Genomic DNA, 17,226 nt, shown 5'->3' on the forward strand with positions numbered 1-17,226 from the left:
TTCTTTTGATAGCCCGGGGTTGGCGAGGAACGAGCCTACCCCGGGTAAACGTTTGCAAGGAGATTCAACGCCATCGGTGTTGAGCTTTTTCTGTGAAGGCACGCTTACAATGAAACCTTTTATGGCAGATTAATCAAAAAAAGCGCAACACCTATGGCGTTGTTCCCCACACAACATACGCTAACCCAGGGTAGCCTGCACTATCGTTTGGCAACCCTGGGCTATCAAAAGCGCAACACCTACGGCGTTGAAACATGTATTTTTCGATACGATTTGTTTCGTCTTACAACATGATTTAATGGCTTGTCACGCGGAAATAACCATTATCTGCGACGTCGATTCAAATAATTTGTGAAACAATATGTATCGAGGCATAATTTAATATCCAATATTTCATGCAACAATTTGTACCATTTCACACGATAATCTGCGTCATTTCATCGTGTAAAATGCGGCATATTACGCGCTGATTTGCATTAAATCATTTTACGCTTTATTATCAACGACATCTACATTTCTAATTAACCCTCAAACAACACCCTCCATTTCCATGGCTAACTACTCCCCTCCCTCTTCGGAGAACCATAGGTCGCTGTTCGTGAAGCCTGCGAAACGAGGAAAGCAAAGGGCTGGGGGTGGGGCTTTGTTTCCCTTACACTATTTTACATTTTATTATCAACCACGCCACCCTCACAATTGTTTCATCTCGCAACTGCGTTGGTATTGTGTTATTATTTCAATGAATGTATTTTACAATATAAATTCCCTCATCTTGCAACTCGGTACGAGTTGTTCTTTTGATAGCTCGGGGTTGGCGAGGAACGAGCCTACCCCGGGTGAGCATCCACAAGGAGATTCGACGCCATAGGTGTTGAGCTTTTTCTGTGAAGGCATGCTTACAATGAAACTTTTTATGGCGGATTAATAAAAAAAAGCGCAACACCTATGGCGTTGTTCCCCACACAACATACGCTAACCCAGGGTAGCCTGCACTATCGTTTGGCAACCCTGGGCTATCAAAAGCACAACACCTACGGCGTTGAAACGTTCATTTCATAATATAATTGACGCTAACATGCGAATAAATAAATAGTAAAATATGCCAATATTTCGGTGGATACATCCACCATTATAAATGTTGTAACAACGCAATGCCGTCGGTATTGCGCTATTATTCCAATGAATGAATTTTGCAATATAAATGCCCTCACCACGCAACTCGGTACGAGTTGTTCTTTTGATAGCCCGGGGTTGGCGAGGAACGAGCCTACCCCGGGTAAACGTTCGCAAGGAGATTCAACGCCATCGGTGTTGAGCTTTTTCTATAAAGGCATGCTTACAATGAAACCTTTAGTGACGGATTACTCAAAAAAAGCGCAACACCTACGGCGTTGTTCCCCACAAACCATACGCTAACCCAGGGTAGCCTGCGCTATCGTTTGGCAACCCTGGGCTATCAAAAGCACAACACCTACGGCGTTGAAACGTTCTTTTTATATTCTTGTTCACGTTTTCTCACGTTTGAATTCATGGCGGTTTGCGCTTAGAAAGCACAACACCTATGGCGTTGATATGTGTATTTCTCAATGCGTTTTATATAGAAACATAATGTGATGGTTCTTGTTTATAAGCATACCTAAATCAAAATCACAATATGTTTGCCGCTGAAAAATTTTATGATTACGAATAAATTATTTCAAAAAATCATTTGCTTTTGAGTTTGATGAGCCTTATTCTCCAAGACTTCTATATAGGTCTACGACACAGGAAAGCTGCTGTTGACGAGTTTCAAGCAGTTCCATTTGGGCATCAAGTGCATCGCGTTCGGCCTCAAGTACATCGAGATAAGTAGCTCGTCCGTTCATATAGAGTTGATGAGATACTTCAACCGAGTGTTCCAAAGTCTTCACTTCTTCCTCTTTTAACGCATAATAGGCGGCGAGATTCTTATGCTTTGACAGCAGCGTACATACCTCAGAATAAGCTGTGAGCAGTGTTTTGTCATATTCATATAAGGCTTGTAGCTGTGCGGCGTCAGCCTGTTGGAAGTTAGCTTCGATAGCTTTTCGGTTGATAAGTGGTGCAGTTAGTCCTCCCACGACACTGTAAGCGAGTGACTTAGGCATACGCGTTAGGTAGGTAGGATTAAAGGCTTCAAGTCCTAAAGTGGCACTAATGTTCACCGAAGGCAAGAAGGCTTTGCGCGCCGTTTCAATGTCCCAATGCGCTGCAGCGAGTTCATGTTCAGCCTGACGGATATCGGGTCGGTGGCTCAGGAGATTGGAAGGAAGTCCTGTAACGATTGTTTTCACGTCTTCATTCAACAACTGTTTGGCGTCTCGTTGAATAGGGGTTGGGTAACGACCGAGCAGTAAGTTGAGTGCATTTTCACATTCAGTAATCTCTTGTTTCAATGCAAACTCCTGCGAACGCGCCTTTGCAAGCTCTGCTTTGAACTTCTCAACAGCCAGTTCTGTGTCGCTATCGGCCTCCTTTTGTATCTCTGCTATCTTCTCCGCCTGACGCTGAAGATCTATATATTTGCGTATAAGTGCGAGCTTGTTATCTAAGGCCAACAAGGTATAATAATTGCTTGCGACTTGTGAAATCAATGAAGCGCGCACGGCATTCTGGCCTTCTAAGGTTGCCAAATAACGCTCGACAGCCGCTTTTTTGCTTGACTTCAACTTGCCAAAGAGGTCGAGTTCCCAGTCAAAAGCAAAGCCCGGGTGATAGTTCATGAGTGGATCGGGGATGAGTTTTCCTGGAGTCATCTCGGTAGAAGCATTGCCGGCACCCTCACTTGTGTATCGTCCGGCCTTGCTAACTCCTACTTCAGCCCCCACGGAAAGCGATGGAAGCATGGCTCCTTTGGCTGCAATCATTCCGCTTTTTGCCACAGCTATCTGCTGCAATGTTATCTTTAAGTCTTGATTATTGACTAAAGCGGAGTCGATAAGTGCCTTGAGTTGTGGGTCGGTGAAAAACATTTTCCATGACGTAGGCGTAGTCTTCGCCGTTAGCGTATCACCATTATATTGCGTGGGTAGCTGCAAACGCGTGCGGCTATTGACTTGCGTCGCTTGGGGAGTCTTGCAAGATGACACTCCGATGGCAAGCAGAATAAGAAGGAAAATATTATTTCTTTTCATCATTTTCAAGTTTATATCGTTTGTCTTTCTCCTCAGTCAATGGCTTGTTTCGTTGGTAACGAACCATCTTTACATGGTCGGCCATGCGCCCAAAGATATAATATAAGCCCGGAACAAGAATGAGTCCGAAGCATGTTCCGAATAGCATTCCACCCGCAGCTGCCGTGCCAATGGTTCGGTTTCCAATAGCCCCTGCACCGTGAGCAAATACTAATGGCAACAAGCCGGCTATGAAAGCGAACGATGTCATGAGTATAGGACGGAAGCGAGCTGCCGCACCTTCAATGGCCGCTGCACGTATACTCTTGCCTAAGTTGTGGCGTTGCACGGCATATTCTACCATTAACACGGCATTCTTTCCAAGCAAACCAATTAGCATTACCATAGCAACTTGGGCGTAGATGTTGTTTTCCAATCCCGTGAGTTTTAGGAAAATGAACGTTCCACAGATACCCGCGGGTAGACAAGTAATGATTGGAAGTGGCAAAAGGAAGTTCTCATATTGTGCTGAAAGGATGAGATAGACGAACGTTAGACATACAATAAAGATGATCAACGCTTGGTTTCCTTGGTCTACTTCGTCTTTAGTGATGCCGGCAAAGTCGTAATCATAGCCGTGAGGTAGCGTCGAAGCAGCCACCTCTTCGATAGCTTTGATGGCCTGACCACTACTGTATCCAGCTGCTGCTGAGCCTGTAACTTCGGCAGAATTATATAGATTATGCCGCGTCATCTCACTCATTCCATATACCTTTTCCATGTGTAAGAAGTCGGCATAAGGCACCATTTCACCCTGGTTATTCTTAACATTTAACTGCATCAAGTCTTGTGGAAAAGCACGATATTTTGGGTCGGCTTGCACGATGACCTTATAGGGCTTACCAAATCGAACGAAGCCCGTTTCGTAGTCAGAACCAATCAATGTGGAGAGATTATCCATGGCTGTACCGAGCGTAATGCCTTTTTGTGCGGCGATATTATTATCTACTCGGAGCATGTATTGAGGGAAACTGGCCGAGTAAAAGGTAAAGGCTGAGCCTATCTCTGGACGTTTATTAAGAGCTGAAACGAAGCTCTTGCTGACCTTTTCCATAGCATGATAGTCGTTACTTCCAGTCTTATCGAGAAGTCGAAGCTCGAAACCTGACGCCGCACCATAGCCTGGAATAGAAGGTGGTTCGAAGAATTCTATGTTGGCATCTGTTATCTGTTGGCACTTGTTTTCAAGGTCATTGAGAATCTCTTTTGCCGTCCGACTGCGTTCCTTCCAAGGCTTAAGATTAATCAAACACGAACCAGAGTTAGCACTGGTTCCTTCAGAAAGGATCTCATATCCAGCCAAAGAAGACACACTTTCTACGCCATCTTCCTTTGCAATTATACTCGCAAGTTGATGTGCAACCTTATTCGTTCGCTCAATAGTAGCACCAGGTGGTGTCTCAATTACAGCGTAAATCATGCCCTGATCTTCTTGAGGAATAAAGCCCGAAGGTAACGAATTGTTGATAAAGAAGGCTCCAATGCAGAACAAAAGTAATAGCGGAAGCGTGATAATCTTCCTCGAAACAGTGCGTTGAAGCACGTTGCGATAGCCGCCGATTCCTTTGTCAAAGCCTGCATTAAACTTATCAAGTACACGATTAAGCCACGTCTTTTTGATGTGGTTATCACGCTCCCGAGTCAATATTAGCGCACAAAGCGAGGGCGTAAGTGTTAGGGCTGTGAAGCCCGAAAGCACGATTCCAGAAGCTATTGTGATTGAAAACTGCCGATAAAACATGCCTTCTGGGCCACCCATAAAGGCTACAGGAATGAACACAGATGCCATAACCAACGTTACGGCAACTATGGCTCCACTGATTTCTTTCATTGCCTTTTGCGTGGCTTCCAAAGGTTCTAAGCCTTCTTGGGCTATCTTCACATTGACTGCTTCGATTACCACAATGGCATCATCGACCACGATTCCTATCGCCATTACTAAGGCAAAGAGCGATATCATGTTAAGCGTTATGCCGAAAGCATTCATGACTGCGAAGCTACCTATTAGCGAAACAGGGACTGCAAGGCATGGAATGAGGGCTGAACGCCAGTCTCCAAGGAACAAGAATACAACGAAACCAACGAGTATAAAGGCTTCAAACAGCGTGTGAATAACCTTTTCTATAGAGGCATCAAGGAATCTACTGATGTCATAACTCAACTCATAATGCATGCCCTTTGGCATGTCTTTTTGAAGATGAGCCATAGTTTTCTTGACGTTCTGAATAACTTGTCTTGCGTTCGATCCATAGGCTTGTTTCAGTGTTATGGCTGCAGACGGGTGACCATTCAACGTAGAATATATGTCATAAACCTCACTCCCGAGGCTCACATCTGCTACATCTTTAAGTCTAATAAATTGCCCATCAGGAGTTGATTTCACGACAATATTGCTATACTCTTCAGGCGTTGTATAACGTCCCGGATACTTCAACACATACTCAAAGCTTTGTGCATGCTTGCCCGAACTTTCCCCAAGCTTGCCTGGAGAGGCTTCAATGCTCTGCTGTTGTAAGGCATCTGTGATGTCGCTTGCAGACAAACCATAGGCCGTAAGCTTATCAGGCTTGAGCCAAACACGCATGGCAAAGCTCCTCGTTCCAAGGATATCAAGATCTCCAACGCCATCAACGCGGGCGAGTTCTGGGGAGATATTGATGTCCGCATAATTGAAAAGGAAGTTCTGATCGACTTTAGGATCATCGCTATATAGGTTGATATACATGAGGATATTAGGCTCCTCACGAGATATTTTCACACCTTCGCGCACAACAGCTGGCGGTAGTTTGTTGGTCGCTGCCGACACTCGGTTTTGCACATTGATGGCATCGACGTTGGGATCTGTACCGAGTTTGAAGACAATGTTTATCTCTCCTTCGCCGTCATTGCCTGCATCCGACTCGATATACTTCATTCCCGGCACACCATTCAGTGCCTGTTCAAGAGGTATAAGCACTGACTTTATCATCAGTTCATTATTGGCTCCCGGATAATCGGCTACCACATTAACCTTTGGAGGGGATATAGATGGGAACTGAGTAATGGGTAAATTGAACAGCGAAAGAATGCCAATGAAGACGATTACCAATGAAACAACGATGGCAAGTACTGGTCTTCGAATAAACTTTTGAAACATATTGACTGTTTATTAGCGTCTTTTTTTCTTCTTATATATGGTTGTTCTCATCATGAAATAATATGGTGTGAGAACTTTTTTCGGTTGTAAAGCGTGATGAAAAGCCACCTGAAAGCCTTAGTCGGCATTCAGTTGAACACGCTTCATGGCTTTACTTGGTGTGTAATAACGCGTCTTTACGTGTTGACCATCATGCACTTTCTGCACTCCACTCAATAGAATCTTGTCGTTGGCAGTTAGTCCTTCGGCGATAATAAACACCTCTGGCTGTTCAAATGCCACTTTAATCTCGCGTGAATGTGCATAGCCTGCGCCATCAACAACAAACACATAGCGGCGGTCTTCCTCTTCATACGTGGCCTGTTGTGGGATTACCAACACGTTGTGTAAAGGCATATTGATGCGCACTGTGCCTGTTTCGCCATTGCGAAGCAAGCCTTTCGGATTGGCAAAGTGGGCGCGAAGAGCAATATTTCCAGAGCTACTGTCAAACTCACCAGCTATATTTTGGATGTAGCCTTTAGCCGAAAAGGCGCTTCCATTGGCAAGAATCAGCGTCAAAGGAAGTTTATTTCGTTCGGCAGAATGTTGCTGATAGTCTATATATTCGGGTTCAGAGATGTTGAAATATACGTTGAGTGACGAGTTGTCGGATAGTGTAGTGAGCAAGTCACCTCCCTGCACTAAGCTTCCAATCTTTTTCGGAAGACTTCCTATAACGCCTGTAAATGGGGCGCTGATTAAGCATAATCGTGCTTGAATCTGCGCCAATTTATAATCTGCTAAGGCTGCATTGAGCTTCGCTTTAGCCATCTTTTGTGCGTTGGGCGAAACAATTTGCCCCCTCGTTAGCGTTGTTGTGTTTTGCAGTTCAATGCGTGCTTGCTCGGCTTCTGCCTTTGCCCGCGCCACATTCTGTTGCGCTCCAACAATCGAAATGCGGAAAAGCGGCTGACCGGCTCGCACCTGTTGTCCTTCAGTGACATAGACTTGCTGCAAGATTCCCTCCTGCTGCGCGCGTACTTCTATGTTTTTTCGCGATTCAATATTGGCCACATAGTCCTTTGAAACTTGTGTATTGGTTACCCAAGGAGACGTTACTGCGTAGACCGTTTGGTCGCTGTTTTCCTTGTTTTTGCGGCATCCTGTGACTACAATCAACGTGATGATAGCCATCAACAGCATCTCTTTTTTCATACCTAACTAATGGGTTATCCGATTATCTTTTACTAATGATTCAAGAATTAAATACAAATTTATGGATTTTTTAAGTAGGTTGCTGTAAATCTATCATTAAAAAGACTTAATAGATAGAAATTAATTGCTTCTTTAACTCTATTTTCATATAATGTAAAGTGAGGTTAATCATCTTGTAATCTGCCTCATTTCGTTGTGCGTTTTGCCCCAGATTACGCTACAAAATCATAGGAATTGTGAGCGCATCTCACTTGTTGTGTTTTTTAATCCTCCTTTATGGTCTTTGCCTTTGGATGCAGCATGGGTTATCATTCGGCTTTCAGCGTTCTGAAATAAAACACTATGAGGTGCATCATACAACAGAAGCATCTCTATAACTCCTTTAAGAAAACAAGATGATTTGTTTGCTTTTTTACAAAAACAATGCAGGATTTTGTAAATAAGTTATGACATTTTTCATTTATCTTTGTATTTAAGAACGAGACAAAAAGTTTGTTTCTATAAAACGTTATCATTGCTTATATGGCATCATCTCAGTTGATTTCTCTGCCGAATTCGTTGTCGGTGTCGTCCCTTCTCACGATAGAAAAGGGCGCTTTTCAACGTGAATCGTGCTGCGCATCAGTGCTGAGTAGCGAGTCAATCAAAGCAAAACGTCTATACCTTATATATAATAGGGGCTTTCATTTTCATCAACTTGTCGGCCCCTATGCCTCACTTTTCCTCGCGAAAGGGCAGGATAGGCATGATAAACTGCGGCAAGAGCCGACTTCTTAGCAATCAAAAGAATTTATTTATTTACCGGAATCGGAGCACCTTTCGATAGTAAAGATGACTCCATTCCATAGTAAACACTTCAAAAACAACACCTATGTCAGAAGAAAAATTTAGAGTAGAGTCCGATCTTTTGGGCGAACTTAAAGTGCCAATCGATGCTTATTATGGCGTACAAACACAGCGTGGAATCAACAACTACCACATTTCACGAAAGAAAATGCGTGATTATCCCGACTATGTTGTGGCAATTGCCTACGTGAAATTAGCTGCAGTGCAAACCAATCACAGCTTAGGCGTGATCAATGATGAGATATCTGGTGCCATAAGTCAAGCCTGTCAAGAGATTATTGACGGTAAGTTTCACGAGGATTTCCCTATAGATATGATGCAAGGTGGAGCCGGAACATCGGTTAATATGAATGCCAATGAGGTGATAGCCAACCGAGCTCTTGAGATAATGGGACACAAAAAGGGAGAATATCAGTATTGTTATCCTAACGATCATGTTAATTGTGGTCAGAGCACTAATGATGTTTATCCCACTACTATACGTCTTGCGCTCATCCGAATGAATAAGAGTCTTGTGGCCAGTCTAACGGGATTGATTAGTGCTTTGCGTTATAAGGGCGAAGAGTTCAAGGATGTTTTGAAGATGGGACGCACCCAGTTGCAGGATGCAGTGCCTATGACAGCGGGCCAAGAGTTTAATGCTTATGCCAACAATCTTGAGGAAGAGATTCTCAACTTGGAACGAAACATCAAACTCTTACATGAGATTAACATGGGTGGTACAGCCATTGGAACAGGTCTTAACGCTGTACCGGGCTTTGCAAAGCTATGTGCTGCCAACCTAAGTAAACTCACTGGAGAACCTTTTGTGTCTGCAATCGACCTCGTAGAAGCTACTCCTGACACAGGCGCTTACGTCAGTTTCAGTGGTGCTTTGAAGCGTTTGGCAGTGAAACTCTCTAAGATTTGCAACGACTTCCGCCTCATGGCATCTGGTCCGCGCTGTGGTCTTAACGAGATAAATCTGCCTCCTAAGGCCCCAGGTTCATCGATTATGCCAGGTAAAGTCAATCCCGTTATCCCAGAAGTTACTAATCAAGTATGTTTCAAAGTCATAGGAAACGACACCACAGTAACGTTTGCTGCCGAGGCAGGTCAACTTGAATTAAACGTTATGGAGCCTGTAATCACCGAGTGTCTCTTCGAGAGTTTGTGGTGGCTTCACAATGCTATTGACACGTTAACTGAGGAATGTGTGCTCGGCATTACAGTCAACAAAGAACGTTGTTACGAAATGGTTAAGAACTCAATCGGCATCGTTACCGCGCTCAATCCATACATTGGATACAAGAATAGCACAAAGGTTGCGAAGGAAGCCCTTGAGACTAACCGCTCCGTTTACGACATTGTACTCGAAAAAGGCTTGCTAACGAAAGAAGAACTTGACGAAGCTCTCGATCCAAAGAATATGCTTGCATCGCATAAGTTTATTAAATAAATCATCTACTTCAAAAGAAAAGAGGCTGCAAGGAATTATCCCTGCAGCCTCTTTTTTATGCTTATAGCCTCGTCCCTTTAACCAAATCATCTCCTTATGTTGTATAAGTCTGAATGTCTGTTTTAATTAGTCGGTCGATGAAGGCAATGGAAACTAAGCCCAAAGAGCCCACTTTGTTTCTGAGTATGCCTGAAATCTTGTTGCTAAATAAATGAAAGAAAGTCAGTAAGTTACGGAGCTTGCCCTATTGATCTTTTGAAAGGAGACAATAATCTGCGTCATATCATCGTGTAAAATAGGGCAAATTATATGATGATTTGTGTCATTTCATGCGGTAATCTGCATCAAATTACATCATGAAATGACGCTGGTTGTCATATGGAATATTCCTATCAATGTTGTAAGCATTGCGTTTTTGATAGTCTAAGGTTGTCAAGCGATAGCGCGAACTACCTTTGGGTAGTGTATGGTTTGCGTGGAACAACATCGCAAGAGGAAATCAACGCTGTAGGCGTTGTGCTTTTGATAGCCCAGGGTTGGCGTCAGCCTACCCTGGGTTATGTATGTAGTGAGGAGGTCAACGCCGTAGGTGTTGTGCTTTTTCTGCGTGGAATGCCGTGATAAAATACCGAGGAATAAAAGGTACAACGCCTACAGCGTTGTTGCTACTCACGGCAAATGACCCAGGGTAGCCTTCGCTTTCGCTCGCCAACCCTGGGCTATCAAAAGCACAACACCTACGGCGTTGCACCATGAGGGCATTTCTATTGCTAAATACATTCATTGGGACATTGGTACAACACCTACGGCATTGATCTCCTTAATCATGCATAACCTAAGGTAGGCTGACGCTAACCTTAGGTTATAAAAAGTACAACGCCTTCAGCGTTGAACTACAAATACATTACAAACTGCGTTAAATGACGATATAATCTGCGTCATATCATCGTGTAAAATAGGGCAAATCACGCGATAAAAAGCGTCATTTCATGCGGTAAAACAGGGCAAATCACACGACGATTTTCATAAATCCACGACATCACTATCCGCACATAGCGAGAGGATAGCATTGTCGTGGTTTTATGTTTACCTTATACATCGTGTTGTTTTGTATTCATTCTGGCTTCTACAACGTTAACAACGTAGTCGCCAAGTTTCTCACATTCCTGAATCAAGTCCATGTACATCGTTCCTATAGTATAGGTATAGGTGTGCGAGTTCACGTCATTGATGTTCTCGGTTCTCAACTGATTGCGGAAATTATTGATTTCATTCTCGATGTTGAATGACTTGTTCACGTCTACCGTTTCACGGCTATGATTGAACATATAGTTCATTTGTTCGAGCGCATTATTAGTTAAGTTGAACATCTGATGAATGTGATCGTATTGTTGAGCGGTAAAGTCTTCCTTGCTGGTAAAGCGTCGATTGATGGTGCGGGCCATGTTATAACAGCTATCTCCGATGCTTTCTATCTCGCTAATCTCACGTAACATAGCGCGAATCTTAGCCTTAGTGTCGTCACTTAAGTGTGAGTCGCTGACCTCATTCAAGTAGTTTGCTATCTCCACTTCCATGTTATCACTGATTCCTTCGTATTTTTCGATGCGCGTATATGTCTTTAAGAACACCTTTTCATCTTTCTCTTCGAGCAGCGAACGAACCATTCCGAACATTCGTTGGATGCGTTCTGCGAAACTGGTAATCTCTTTTTGCGCTTCAAGTACAGAGAGTTCAGGAGTCTTCATGATACCCGATTGGATGAAACGCAAGCGGAATTCGTCCTCATCGGCTTGCTTCTTAGGTTTGATAACCAAGCAAACTATCTTTTCAATCTGCTTGATAAAGCCCACCAAAATACATGTGTTTGCGAGGTTAAATGTGGTGTGGAATGCCGCAAGTACAAAGCTTAACTTCGCTGCATTGGCTAAGAAGTGGGGGTCACCTTTGGTCATGTATTCGTCGAAACCAACGAAACCACAGACCATATTGATGAAAGGTTTGAAGATCATTAGCACCCAAATAACTCCAAAAAGATTAAAGAACATGTGGGCAAATGCCGCTCTTCGTGCCTGCGTATTAGCCGTTAGAGCCGCTATATTGGATGTAACCGTCGTACCAATGTTCTCTCCCATCACCAAAGCTATACCCTGATAGATGGGTAAAACGCCACTCGAGCAGAGGATCATTGTTATCGCCATGATGGCGGCGGAACTCTGAACACACATCGTTAGCAAGCTACCTATGAGCAAAAATACAATAGTTGTGACGAAGCTATTAGGGTCAAAGGAAGCAAAGAAGGCTAAAACGGGCTGGTTATGTGCCAGATCCATGTCGATGCCTGTTTGCCTTAGAGTTCCTAATCCGAGGAACATGAACGAGACACCAAAGATGAAATCGCCGATGATCTTACGCTTTTTAGAGTATATAAGGATAATAGCGATGAAGAAAGCAGGCCAAACAAAGTCGGTAATATTAAACGAAAAGCCTGCACTCATAATCCAAGCTGTGAGCGTAGTACCTATGTTTGCGCCCATGATTACAGAGATTGCTTGCGCTAAAGTGAGTAGACCGGCATTAACAAATGACACCGTCATGACCGTCGTTGCAGTCGAACTTTGCACTGCTGCAGTGATAAATGTACCGGTAAGAATACCTGTAAAGCGGTTTGTTGTCATTGCTCCGAGGACATGACGAAGCTGAGGTCCCGCCATCTTCTGTAAGCTATCGCTCATTGATTTCATACCAAACATTAGTAAAGCTAATGCACCTATGAGCCTAAAAATTATCCAAATCGACATATTTTAATTTAATTTGTAATGCCAGAATTATACAATCTGCCAACTTTTTCCTACCTTTGAACAGCCTGATATGCCTCACGCTTAGGCAAACTCAAACACATATTGTATCACAGATAAATATTAACGATATGAAACAAGAAGTGCAAATACGTTGCAAAAATAATAAAAAAACGGAGAAAGTTGCTATTGGAAGCACACTTTCTGATGTTTTTTCACAATTTAAACTGACTCTACCTTATGGCCCTATTTGTGCCAAAGTAAATAACAAAGTGGAGGGAATGCATTATCGAGTATACCATAGTAAGGACGTGGAATTCTTGAATATGCAAGCTCCTTCGGCTTCACGCAACTACACACGAACTTTGTTTTTCGTGCTCTGTAAAGCCGTTCATGATCTTTATCCCAAAAGTTATGTCATCATAGATATACCTGTTTCCAACGGCTATTACGTCAATTTGCAACTCGGACACCCTGTAACGCCAACCGATGTTGAATGCATTCATCAGCGCATTCAAGAGATTATTGACGCTCATTTGCCTATAAAGCGCTTCGAAGTTCCCACAGAACAGGCGATAACAATGTTCAGAGAACGAGGTGACGAGGCTAAAGCGAAGCTCTTGGAGAGTGCTGGTCGGCTCTACACTACTTATTATGAGATTGACGATTACATTGACTTTTATTACGGATCGCTGTTGACCAACACGAAGAAACTTTATCTTTTCGGGCTTGATAAGTATTATGATGGCTTGCTCTTACGCGTCCCTTCTATTGAAAATCCAGCCGTTTTGCCTGATATTATCCCTCAAGACAAGATGTTTGAGATATTCAAAGAGCATCACAAGTGGCAGGAGATACTCGGTGTTCGCACTGTAGGCGATTTCAATGAAGCCGTTACTTTGGGCTACGCTACTGACTTAATAAACGTCAGTGAGGCTTTACAGGAGAAGAAAATTGCCCAGATTGCCGACGAGATTGCAAGCAGAAAGGGAGTCAAACTCGTGCTGCTTGCAGGCCCGTCTTCGTCAGGAAAGACCACCACTTGCAAGCGCTTGTCTGTTCAACTGCTTGCCAATGGGCTCAAACCCCTACAGATTAGTCTTGACGATTACTTCATAAACCGAGATGAAACGCCTAAGGATGCTTCGGGAGAATATGATTATGAGAGCATCTATGCACTCAATTTAGACCTCATTAATAGGCAGTTTAATGCACTGTTTCGAGGCGAAGAGGTTGAACTTCCCAAGTATAACTTCCAGCAAGGAAAGAGTGAAAAGAGTGGAAAACGACTGAAAATGACGGACAATAACGTGCTGGTTGTTGAGGGAATCCATGCGTTGAATCCCGAACTTACGGCTCAAATTCCAGAACAACAGAAGTTCCGTGTCTACGCATCGGCATTGACAACGATTCTCCTTGACGACCATAACTATATCCCAACTACTGATAACCGTCTGCTGCGTCGCATCGTTCGAGACAATAAGTATCGTGGAATTTCGGCGCAAGATACCATTCATCGCTGGCCATCGGTACGCGCTGGAGAGAACAAATGGATATTCCCCTACCAGGAAAATGCCGATGCTGTCTTCAACACGGCTATGCTTTTTGAACTTGCTGTGCTTAAAACGCAGGCCGAACCACTATTGGAACAGGTGCCCGAAACATCCCCAGAATACAGCGAAGCCTATCGATTGCTGAAGTTCTTAAAGTACTTTAAGCCTATCAGTAACCGCGATATACCCCCCACTTCTTTATTGAGAGAGTTCCTCGGTGGCAGCTCATTTAAGTATTGAAAACGCGAACTTGGCCTCTGCCTACAAGGTTATTAATTCACGTTTTAGGCCCTTTTCTGTGTCCAAAAGAGGGTAAGCGGAATATGGGTTAAAGCAAAGCAAAAGCCTTTACAAATGACTTCTCATAATGAATGCATTTGAAACGTCTCAGACTTTCGCGCTGAACACGCGTAGTTTTGAATGAGTTCGTAACTTATTGTGAGTCAATTTGTTTCATGAAAGAGGTCAAAAGAGCGAGTGAAATCACGTGGAAAAATCATGCAATCTGCCTCAAATCATGGCCTGTTTTGACGCAAAGAATGAGACAAAGCGCGTCATTTTGCGACCTAAAATGATAGGAATGACTTAGAAAAATGGTAGGAATGTTGGGTTGAGATACAGGAAAGGGGCAGAAGAGGACACTAAAATGGTCGTCTTCTTTCTATTTGATGACGTGGTGAAGTGTTAAAAAGCGGATAATAATCTTTACAAGATGGCAGGTCTAACAAAGTGTGTTTTTCGTGCAACAACATTCAAGGCGTTTCAAAATAAGATAAAAAACAGCGCGTATTTGAATCCAAAATATCAATGGTTTCAAATACGCGCCCTTTGTTTTTGCTTTCAAAATATGTTGTGATGCCTATTTATATAAGGTTTGTTTCGACTAAGAAAATCGGGTTTTCGCAGCTGAACAATGCCCTTTGTAGCGTCAGTGCATCACGGCATTGAGGCTTTATTTTGCCCCAATCTCCTTGATTAAGCGGTCGGCATGGCCCCATTTGTCAATCATATAGAGCACATAACGAATGTCAACGCCAATGCAACGAGCCAGTCGGTTGTCGAAGTTGAGGTCGCTACTCAAGCTATCCCAGTTGCCATCGAAAGCCAAACCAATGAGCTCTCCCTTGCCATTAAACATCGGAGAACCAGAGTTTCCGCCCGTAATATCATTATTAGTTAGGAAGCAAAGTTGCATCTTTCCCGTCGTCTTATCTTGGTATTTGCCGAATGATTTCTCACTCATCAGCTGCTGCATCACGGGTTCTGCCTTATAATCGAATAGCCCGTTATCTCCCCGTTTCATCTTTTCGACGATGCTTTCTGCCGTGGTATAGTACCCTGAAGGGCGTCCACCGAGGTCGAAACCACCTACTTGTCCATAGGATAAACGCATAGTAAAGTTGGCATCACTATAGTGAGGTAAGTCTTCCTCCATACGCAGTTTAGCCGCACAAAGCATTCGTTCCTGGTTGTCAATGCTATCTCGTGTCGCATCAAGGGCATGGTTAAACACCTCGCGCATTGCCTTGAGTTGTGCGCCATATTGTAGGCCGGCATCTTTCTTAATGGCTTTCTTTGTGACATAAACTTTGGCATCTTTCTTCATCAAAGCAGAGGTTTCCCAAAGATAGTTGACATATTTTTGATAGTCACCACCAAACTTTTTGTCGATGATTTGATAGAAAGCAGGGAGATATTTGGCATCAACATGCTCGCGATAGTTCTTTAACAACACGGCCTGTACATCCTTATCAAGAGACGCATCCCATGTGTTGCTGTTGTCAGCAAACGTCACATAATCGCCCTTTTTGTCTTTCTTTGTCATGCTGGTCAAGGCTTTTAATGCCCTATCGGTAAGCTCGTTGGTGCGCAAAAAGGTTTCTTGGAAGTACATAGCTGCCTTTCTTGGTTCAAAGCGTTCATTGTAAAGGCGAGCCATTTTGACGAAATCTAACTGTCCTTTTAGATAGCTTGTAGAGTCTTGCCAGTGGCGAATGATGTCCTCATAACGTTGCTTTTGTGCAATGAGTCCAATCGAATCAATGCACTTGTTCATGCCAATTGAGTTCTTCCAATAGTTCGCACTCTGGGCAAACTTAGAGTCATACTTGATGCGAACAGCCTCACTTGCCCGCATGTGTCGCGTCATAACATCTTGCTTAACGCCACGAACCTGCGCGCGAGGAGCATTTAATGCGTCGCGACGTTCACGTATTCCATAACTTGAAAGATAGCGACTTGTGCTGCCGGGATAGCCCATTGTCATCGAGAAGTCACCCTGTTTATACCCTTGAAGGCTTACAGGCGCCCAATGTTTTGGATGATAAGGCACATTATCTTTATTGTAAGCAGCCGGTCGGTTGTTCTTATCGGCGTAGATTCTAAACACACTAAAGTCGCAAGTTTGACGCGGCCACATCCAATTATCGGTCTCTCCTCCGAACTTACCCATGGACTTTGGCACGGTGAACACAAGCCTTAGGTCGGTAAAGTCCTGATAGGTTGTGGCGTAATATCGGTTTCCTTCATAGAAAGCATCAATGTCAACGTGGAGTGTTGAGTCTTGTTTCTTGGCCTCAGCACTAAGTACATTCTGCAAGGAATCAAGGAGTTTGGCTTGATGATGGCGGTCCATTGCGGCGAAACCCAACTTCATTACCTCGGGAGTTACATCCTTTTGGCTCACCATAAAGCTTACAAACATGTTCTTGTTAGGTAGTTCTTCGGCGTAGTTTTGAGCCACAAAACCATTCAACATGTAGTCATGTTCGACGGAAGAGTGGCTTCTTATGGCTTCAAAACCACAGTGATGGTTCGTGAAAACGAGTCCATCGGGGCTGACAACTACGCCAGAACAGAAGCCCGAAAAGTTCACAACGCTGTTCTTTATGGCATCATCGTTGTTGTAAAGTGCACCATAAGGCAGTGTAAATCCTTCGCCTTTCATCTGATTAAAGACTGCAGTTGGGAGGTTATAAAGCGTCCACATGCCTTCATCTGCACGTGAAGTGATGCATGTAAAGAGGCATAAGGGGATAAGAATCCCAAGTAGTTTCTTTCTCATGTG

General features: G+C 43.6%; 12 protein-coding genes and 1 pseudogene. 7 read left to right on the forward strand and 6 right to left on the reverse strand.

Annotation, left to right across the window (positions count from 1 at the left end):
• The 4 genes and pseudogenes from HMPREF9420_RS14690 to HMPREF9420_RS14695 form a co-directional block, all read left to right on the forward strand.
• A pseudogene (locus HMPREF9420_RS14690) lies at positions 1-73 on the forward strand (tetrahydrofolate synthase); the annotation flags it as partial.
• Between the two features lie 80 nt (positions 74-153).
• Positions 154-294 (forward strand): hypothetical protein, encoded by a 141-nt coding sequence (locus tag HMPREF9420_RS14230; protein WP_169309699.1) that lies wholly within the window; start codon positions 154-156, stop codon positions 292-294.
• Between the two features lie 445 nt (positions 295-739).
• Positions 740-868, forward strand: coding sequence for a hypothetical protein (locus tag HMPREF9420_RS14865; RefSeq protein ID WP_081457487.1), 129 nt, complete (start codon positions 740-742; stop codon positions 866-868).
• A 311-nt stretch (positions 869-1,179) separates the two neighbouring features.
• A complete protein-coding gene (locus tag HMPREF9420_RS14695) occupies positions 1,180-1,416 on the forward strand; it encodes a hypothetical protein (RefSeq protein ID WP_169309685.1) in 237 nt (78 codons plus the stop codon).
• Between the two features lie 314 nt (positions 1,417-1,730).
• Here HMPREF9420_RS14695 and HMPREF9420_RS07695 read toward each other — a convergent pair whose 3' ends face one another.
• The 3 genes from HMPREF9420_RS07695 to HMPREF9420_RS07705 all read right to left on the reverse strand — a co-directional run bounded on the left by HMPREF9420_RS07695 (position 1,731) and on the right by HMPREF9420_RS07705 (position 7,524).
• Entirely contained in the window at positions 1,731-3,155 is a 1,425-nt protein-coding gene (locus HMPREF9420_RS07695) for a TolC family protein (RefSeq protein WP_007135005.1), read from the reverse strand.
• Positions 3,139-6,327 carry an efflux RND transporter permease subunit gene (locus HMPREF9420_RS07700; protein WP_007135006.1) on the reverse strand — a complete coding sequence of 1,063 codons (3,189 nt, stop codon included), beginning with the start codon at positions 6,325-6,327 and terminating at the stop codon, positions 3,139-3,141. Before HMPREF9420_RS07700 ends, HMPREF9420_RS07695 begins: the two co-directional genes overlap by 17 nt.
• A gap of 117 nt (positions 6,328-6,444) precedes the next feature.
• Positions 6,445-7,524: an efflux RND transporter periplasmic adaptor subunit gene (locus HMPREF9420_RS07705; protein WP_007135007.1), complete on the reverse strand. Its 1,080-nt coding sequence runs from the start codon at positions 7,522-7,524 to the stop codon at positions 6,445-6,447.
• 871 nt (positions 7,525-8,395) lie between these two features.
• On the opposite strand from HMPREF9420_RS07705, the gene aspA reads away from it, so the two are divergent.
• On the forward strand, positions 8,396-9,808 hold the full coding sequence (gene aspA, locus HMPREF9420_RS07710; protein ID WP_007135010.1) for an aspartate ammonia-lyase: 1,413 nt from the start codon (positions 8,396-8,398) through the stop codon (positions 9,806-9,808).
• A gap of 378 nt (positions 9,809-10,186) precedes the next feature.
• A complete protein-coding gene (locus HMPREF9420_RS14700) occupies positions 10,187-10,429 on the forward strand; it encodes a hypothetical protein (protein WP_007135011.1) in 243 nt (80 codons plus the stop codon).
• Here HMPREF9420_RS14700 and HMPREF9420_RS13290 read toward each other — a convergent pair.
• Together HMPREF9420_RS13290 and HMPREF9420_RS07720 are read right to left on the reverse strand one after the other, a co-directional pair.
• Positions 10,386-10,592: a lipopolysaccharide modification acyltransferase gene (locus HMPREF9420_RS13290; protein ID WP_248628092.1), complete on the reverse strand. Its 207-nt coding sequence runs from the start codon at positions 10,590-10,592 to the stop codon at positions 10,386-10,388. The genes HMPREF9420_RS14700 and HMPREF9420_RS13290 overlap by 44 nt on opposite strands.
• A 307-nt stretch (positions 10,593-10,899) precedes the next feature.
• Positions 10,900-12,609 (reverse strand): Na/Pi cotransporter family protein, encoded by a 1,710-nt coding sequence (locus tag HMPREF9420_RS07720; RefSeq protein ID WP_007135012.1) that lies wholly within the window; start codon positions 12,607-12,609, stop codon positions 10,900-10,902.
• A gap of 128 nt (positions 12,610-12,737) precedes the next feature.
• On the opposite strand from HMPREF9420_RS07720, the gene HMPREF9420_RS07725 reads away from it, so the two are divergent.
• Positions 12,738-14,399, forward strand: a complete 1,662-nt coding sequence (locus HMPREF9420_RS07725; RefSeq protein WP_007135013.1) for a nucleoside kinase — start codon at positions 12,738-12,740, stop codon at positions 14,397-14,399.
• Between the two features lie 712 nt (positions 14,400-15,111).
• Here HMPREF9420_RS07725 and HMPREF9420_RS07730 read toward each other — a convergent pair.
• Complete coding sequence (locus HMPREF9420_RS07730; protein WP_007135014.1) at positions 15,112-17,223, reverse strand: S46 family peptidase; 2,112 nt, start codon at positions 17,221-17,223, stop codon at positions 15,112-15,114.
• Between the last annotated feature and the right edge of the window lie 3 nt (positions 17,224-17,226).

The sequence above is a fragment of the Segatella salivae DSM 15606 genome, from assembly GCF_000185845.1.
Classification (GTDB): Bacteria; Bacteroidota; Bacteroidia; order Bacteroidales; family Bacteroidaceae; genus Prevotella; species Prevotella salivae.

Bases quoted from the DNA above. Each gene is read 5' to 3' on its own strand.
- HMPREF9420_RS07720 (WP_007135012.1), bottom strand. From the start codon at position 12,609: ATGTCGATTTGGATAATTTTTAGGCTCATAGGTGCATTAGCTTTACTA.
- HMPREF9420_RS07695 (WP_007135005.1), bottom strand. From the start codon at position 3,155: ATGATGAAAAGAAATAATATTTTCCTTCTTATTCTGCTTGCCATCGGA.
- HMPREF9420_RS07700 (WP_007135006.1), bottom strand. From the start codon at position 6,327: ATGTTTCAAAAGTTTATTCGAAGACCAGTACTTGCCATCGTTGTTTCA.
- HMPREF9420_RS07705 (WP_007135007.1), bottom strand. From the start codon at position 7,524: ATGAAAAAAGAGATGCTGTTGATGGCTATCATCACGTTGATTGTAGTC.
- HMPREF9420_RS13290 (WP_248628092.1), bottom strand. From the start codon at position 10,592: ATGAATGTATTTAGCAATAGAAATGCCCTCATGGTGCAACGCCGTAGG.
- aspA (WP_007135010.1), top strand. From the start codon at position 8,396: ATGTCAGAAGAAAAATTTAGAGTAGAGTCCGATCTTTTGGGCGAACTT.
- HMPREF9420_RS14695 (WP_169309685.1), top strand. From the start codon at position 1,180: ATGAATGAATTTTGCAATATAAATGCCCTCACCACGCAACTCGGTACG.
- HMPREF9420_RS14865 (WP_081457487.1), top strand. From the start codon at position 740: ATGAATGTATTTTACAATATAAATTCCCTCATCTTGCAACTCGGTACG.
- HMPREF9420_RS14700 (WP_007135011.1), top strand. From the start codon at position 10,187: ATGGAATATTCCTATCAATGTTGTAAGCATTGCGTTTTTGATAGTCTA.
- HMPREF9420_RS07730 (WP_007135014.1), bottom strand. From the start codon at position 17,223: ATGAGAAAGAAACTACTTGGGATTCTTATCCCCTTATGCCTCTTTACA.
- HMPREF9420_RS14230 (WP_169309699.1), top strand. From the start codon at position 154: ATGGCGTTGTTCCCCACACAACATACGCTAACCCAGGGTAGCCTGCAC.
- HMPREF9420_RS07725 (WP_007135013.1), top strand. From the start codon at position 12,738: ATGAAACAAGAAGTGCAAATACGTTGCAAAAATAATAAAAAAACGGAG.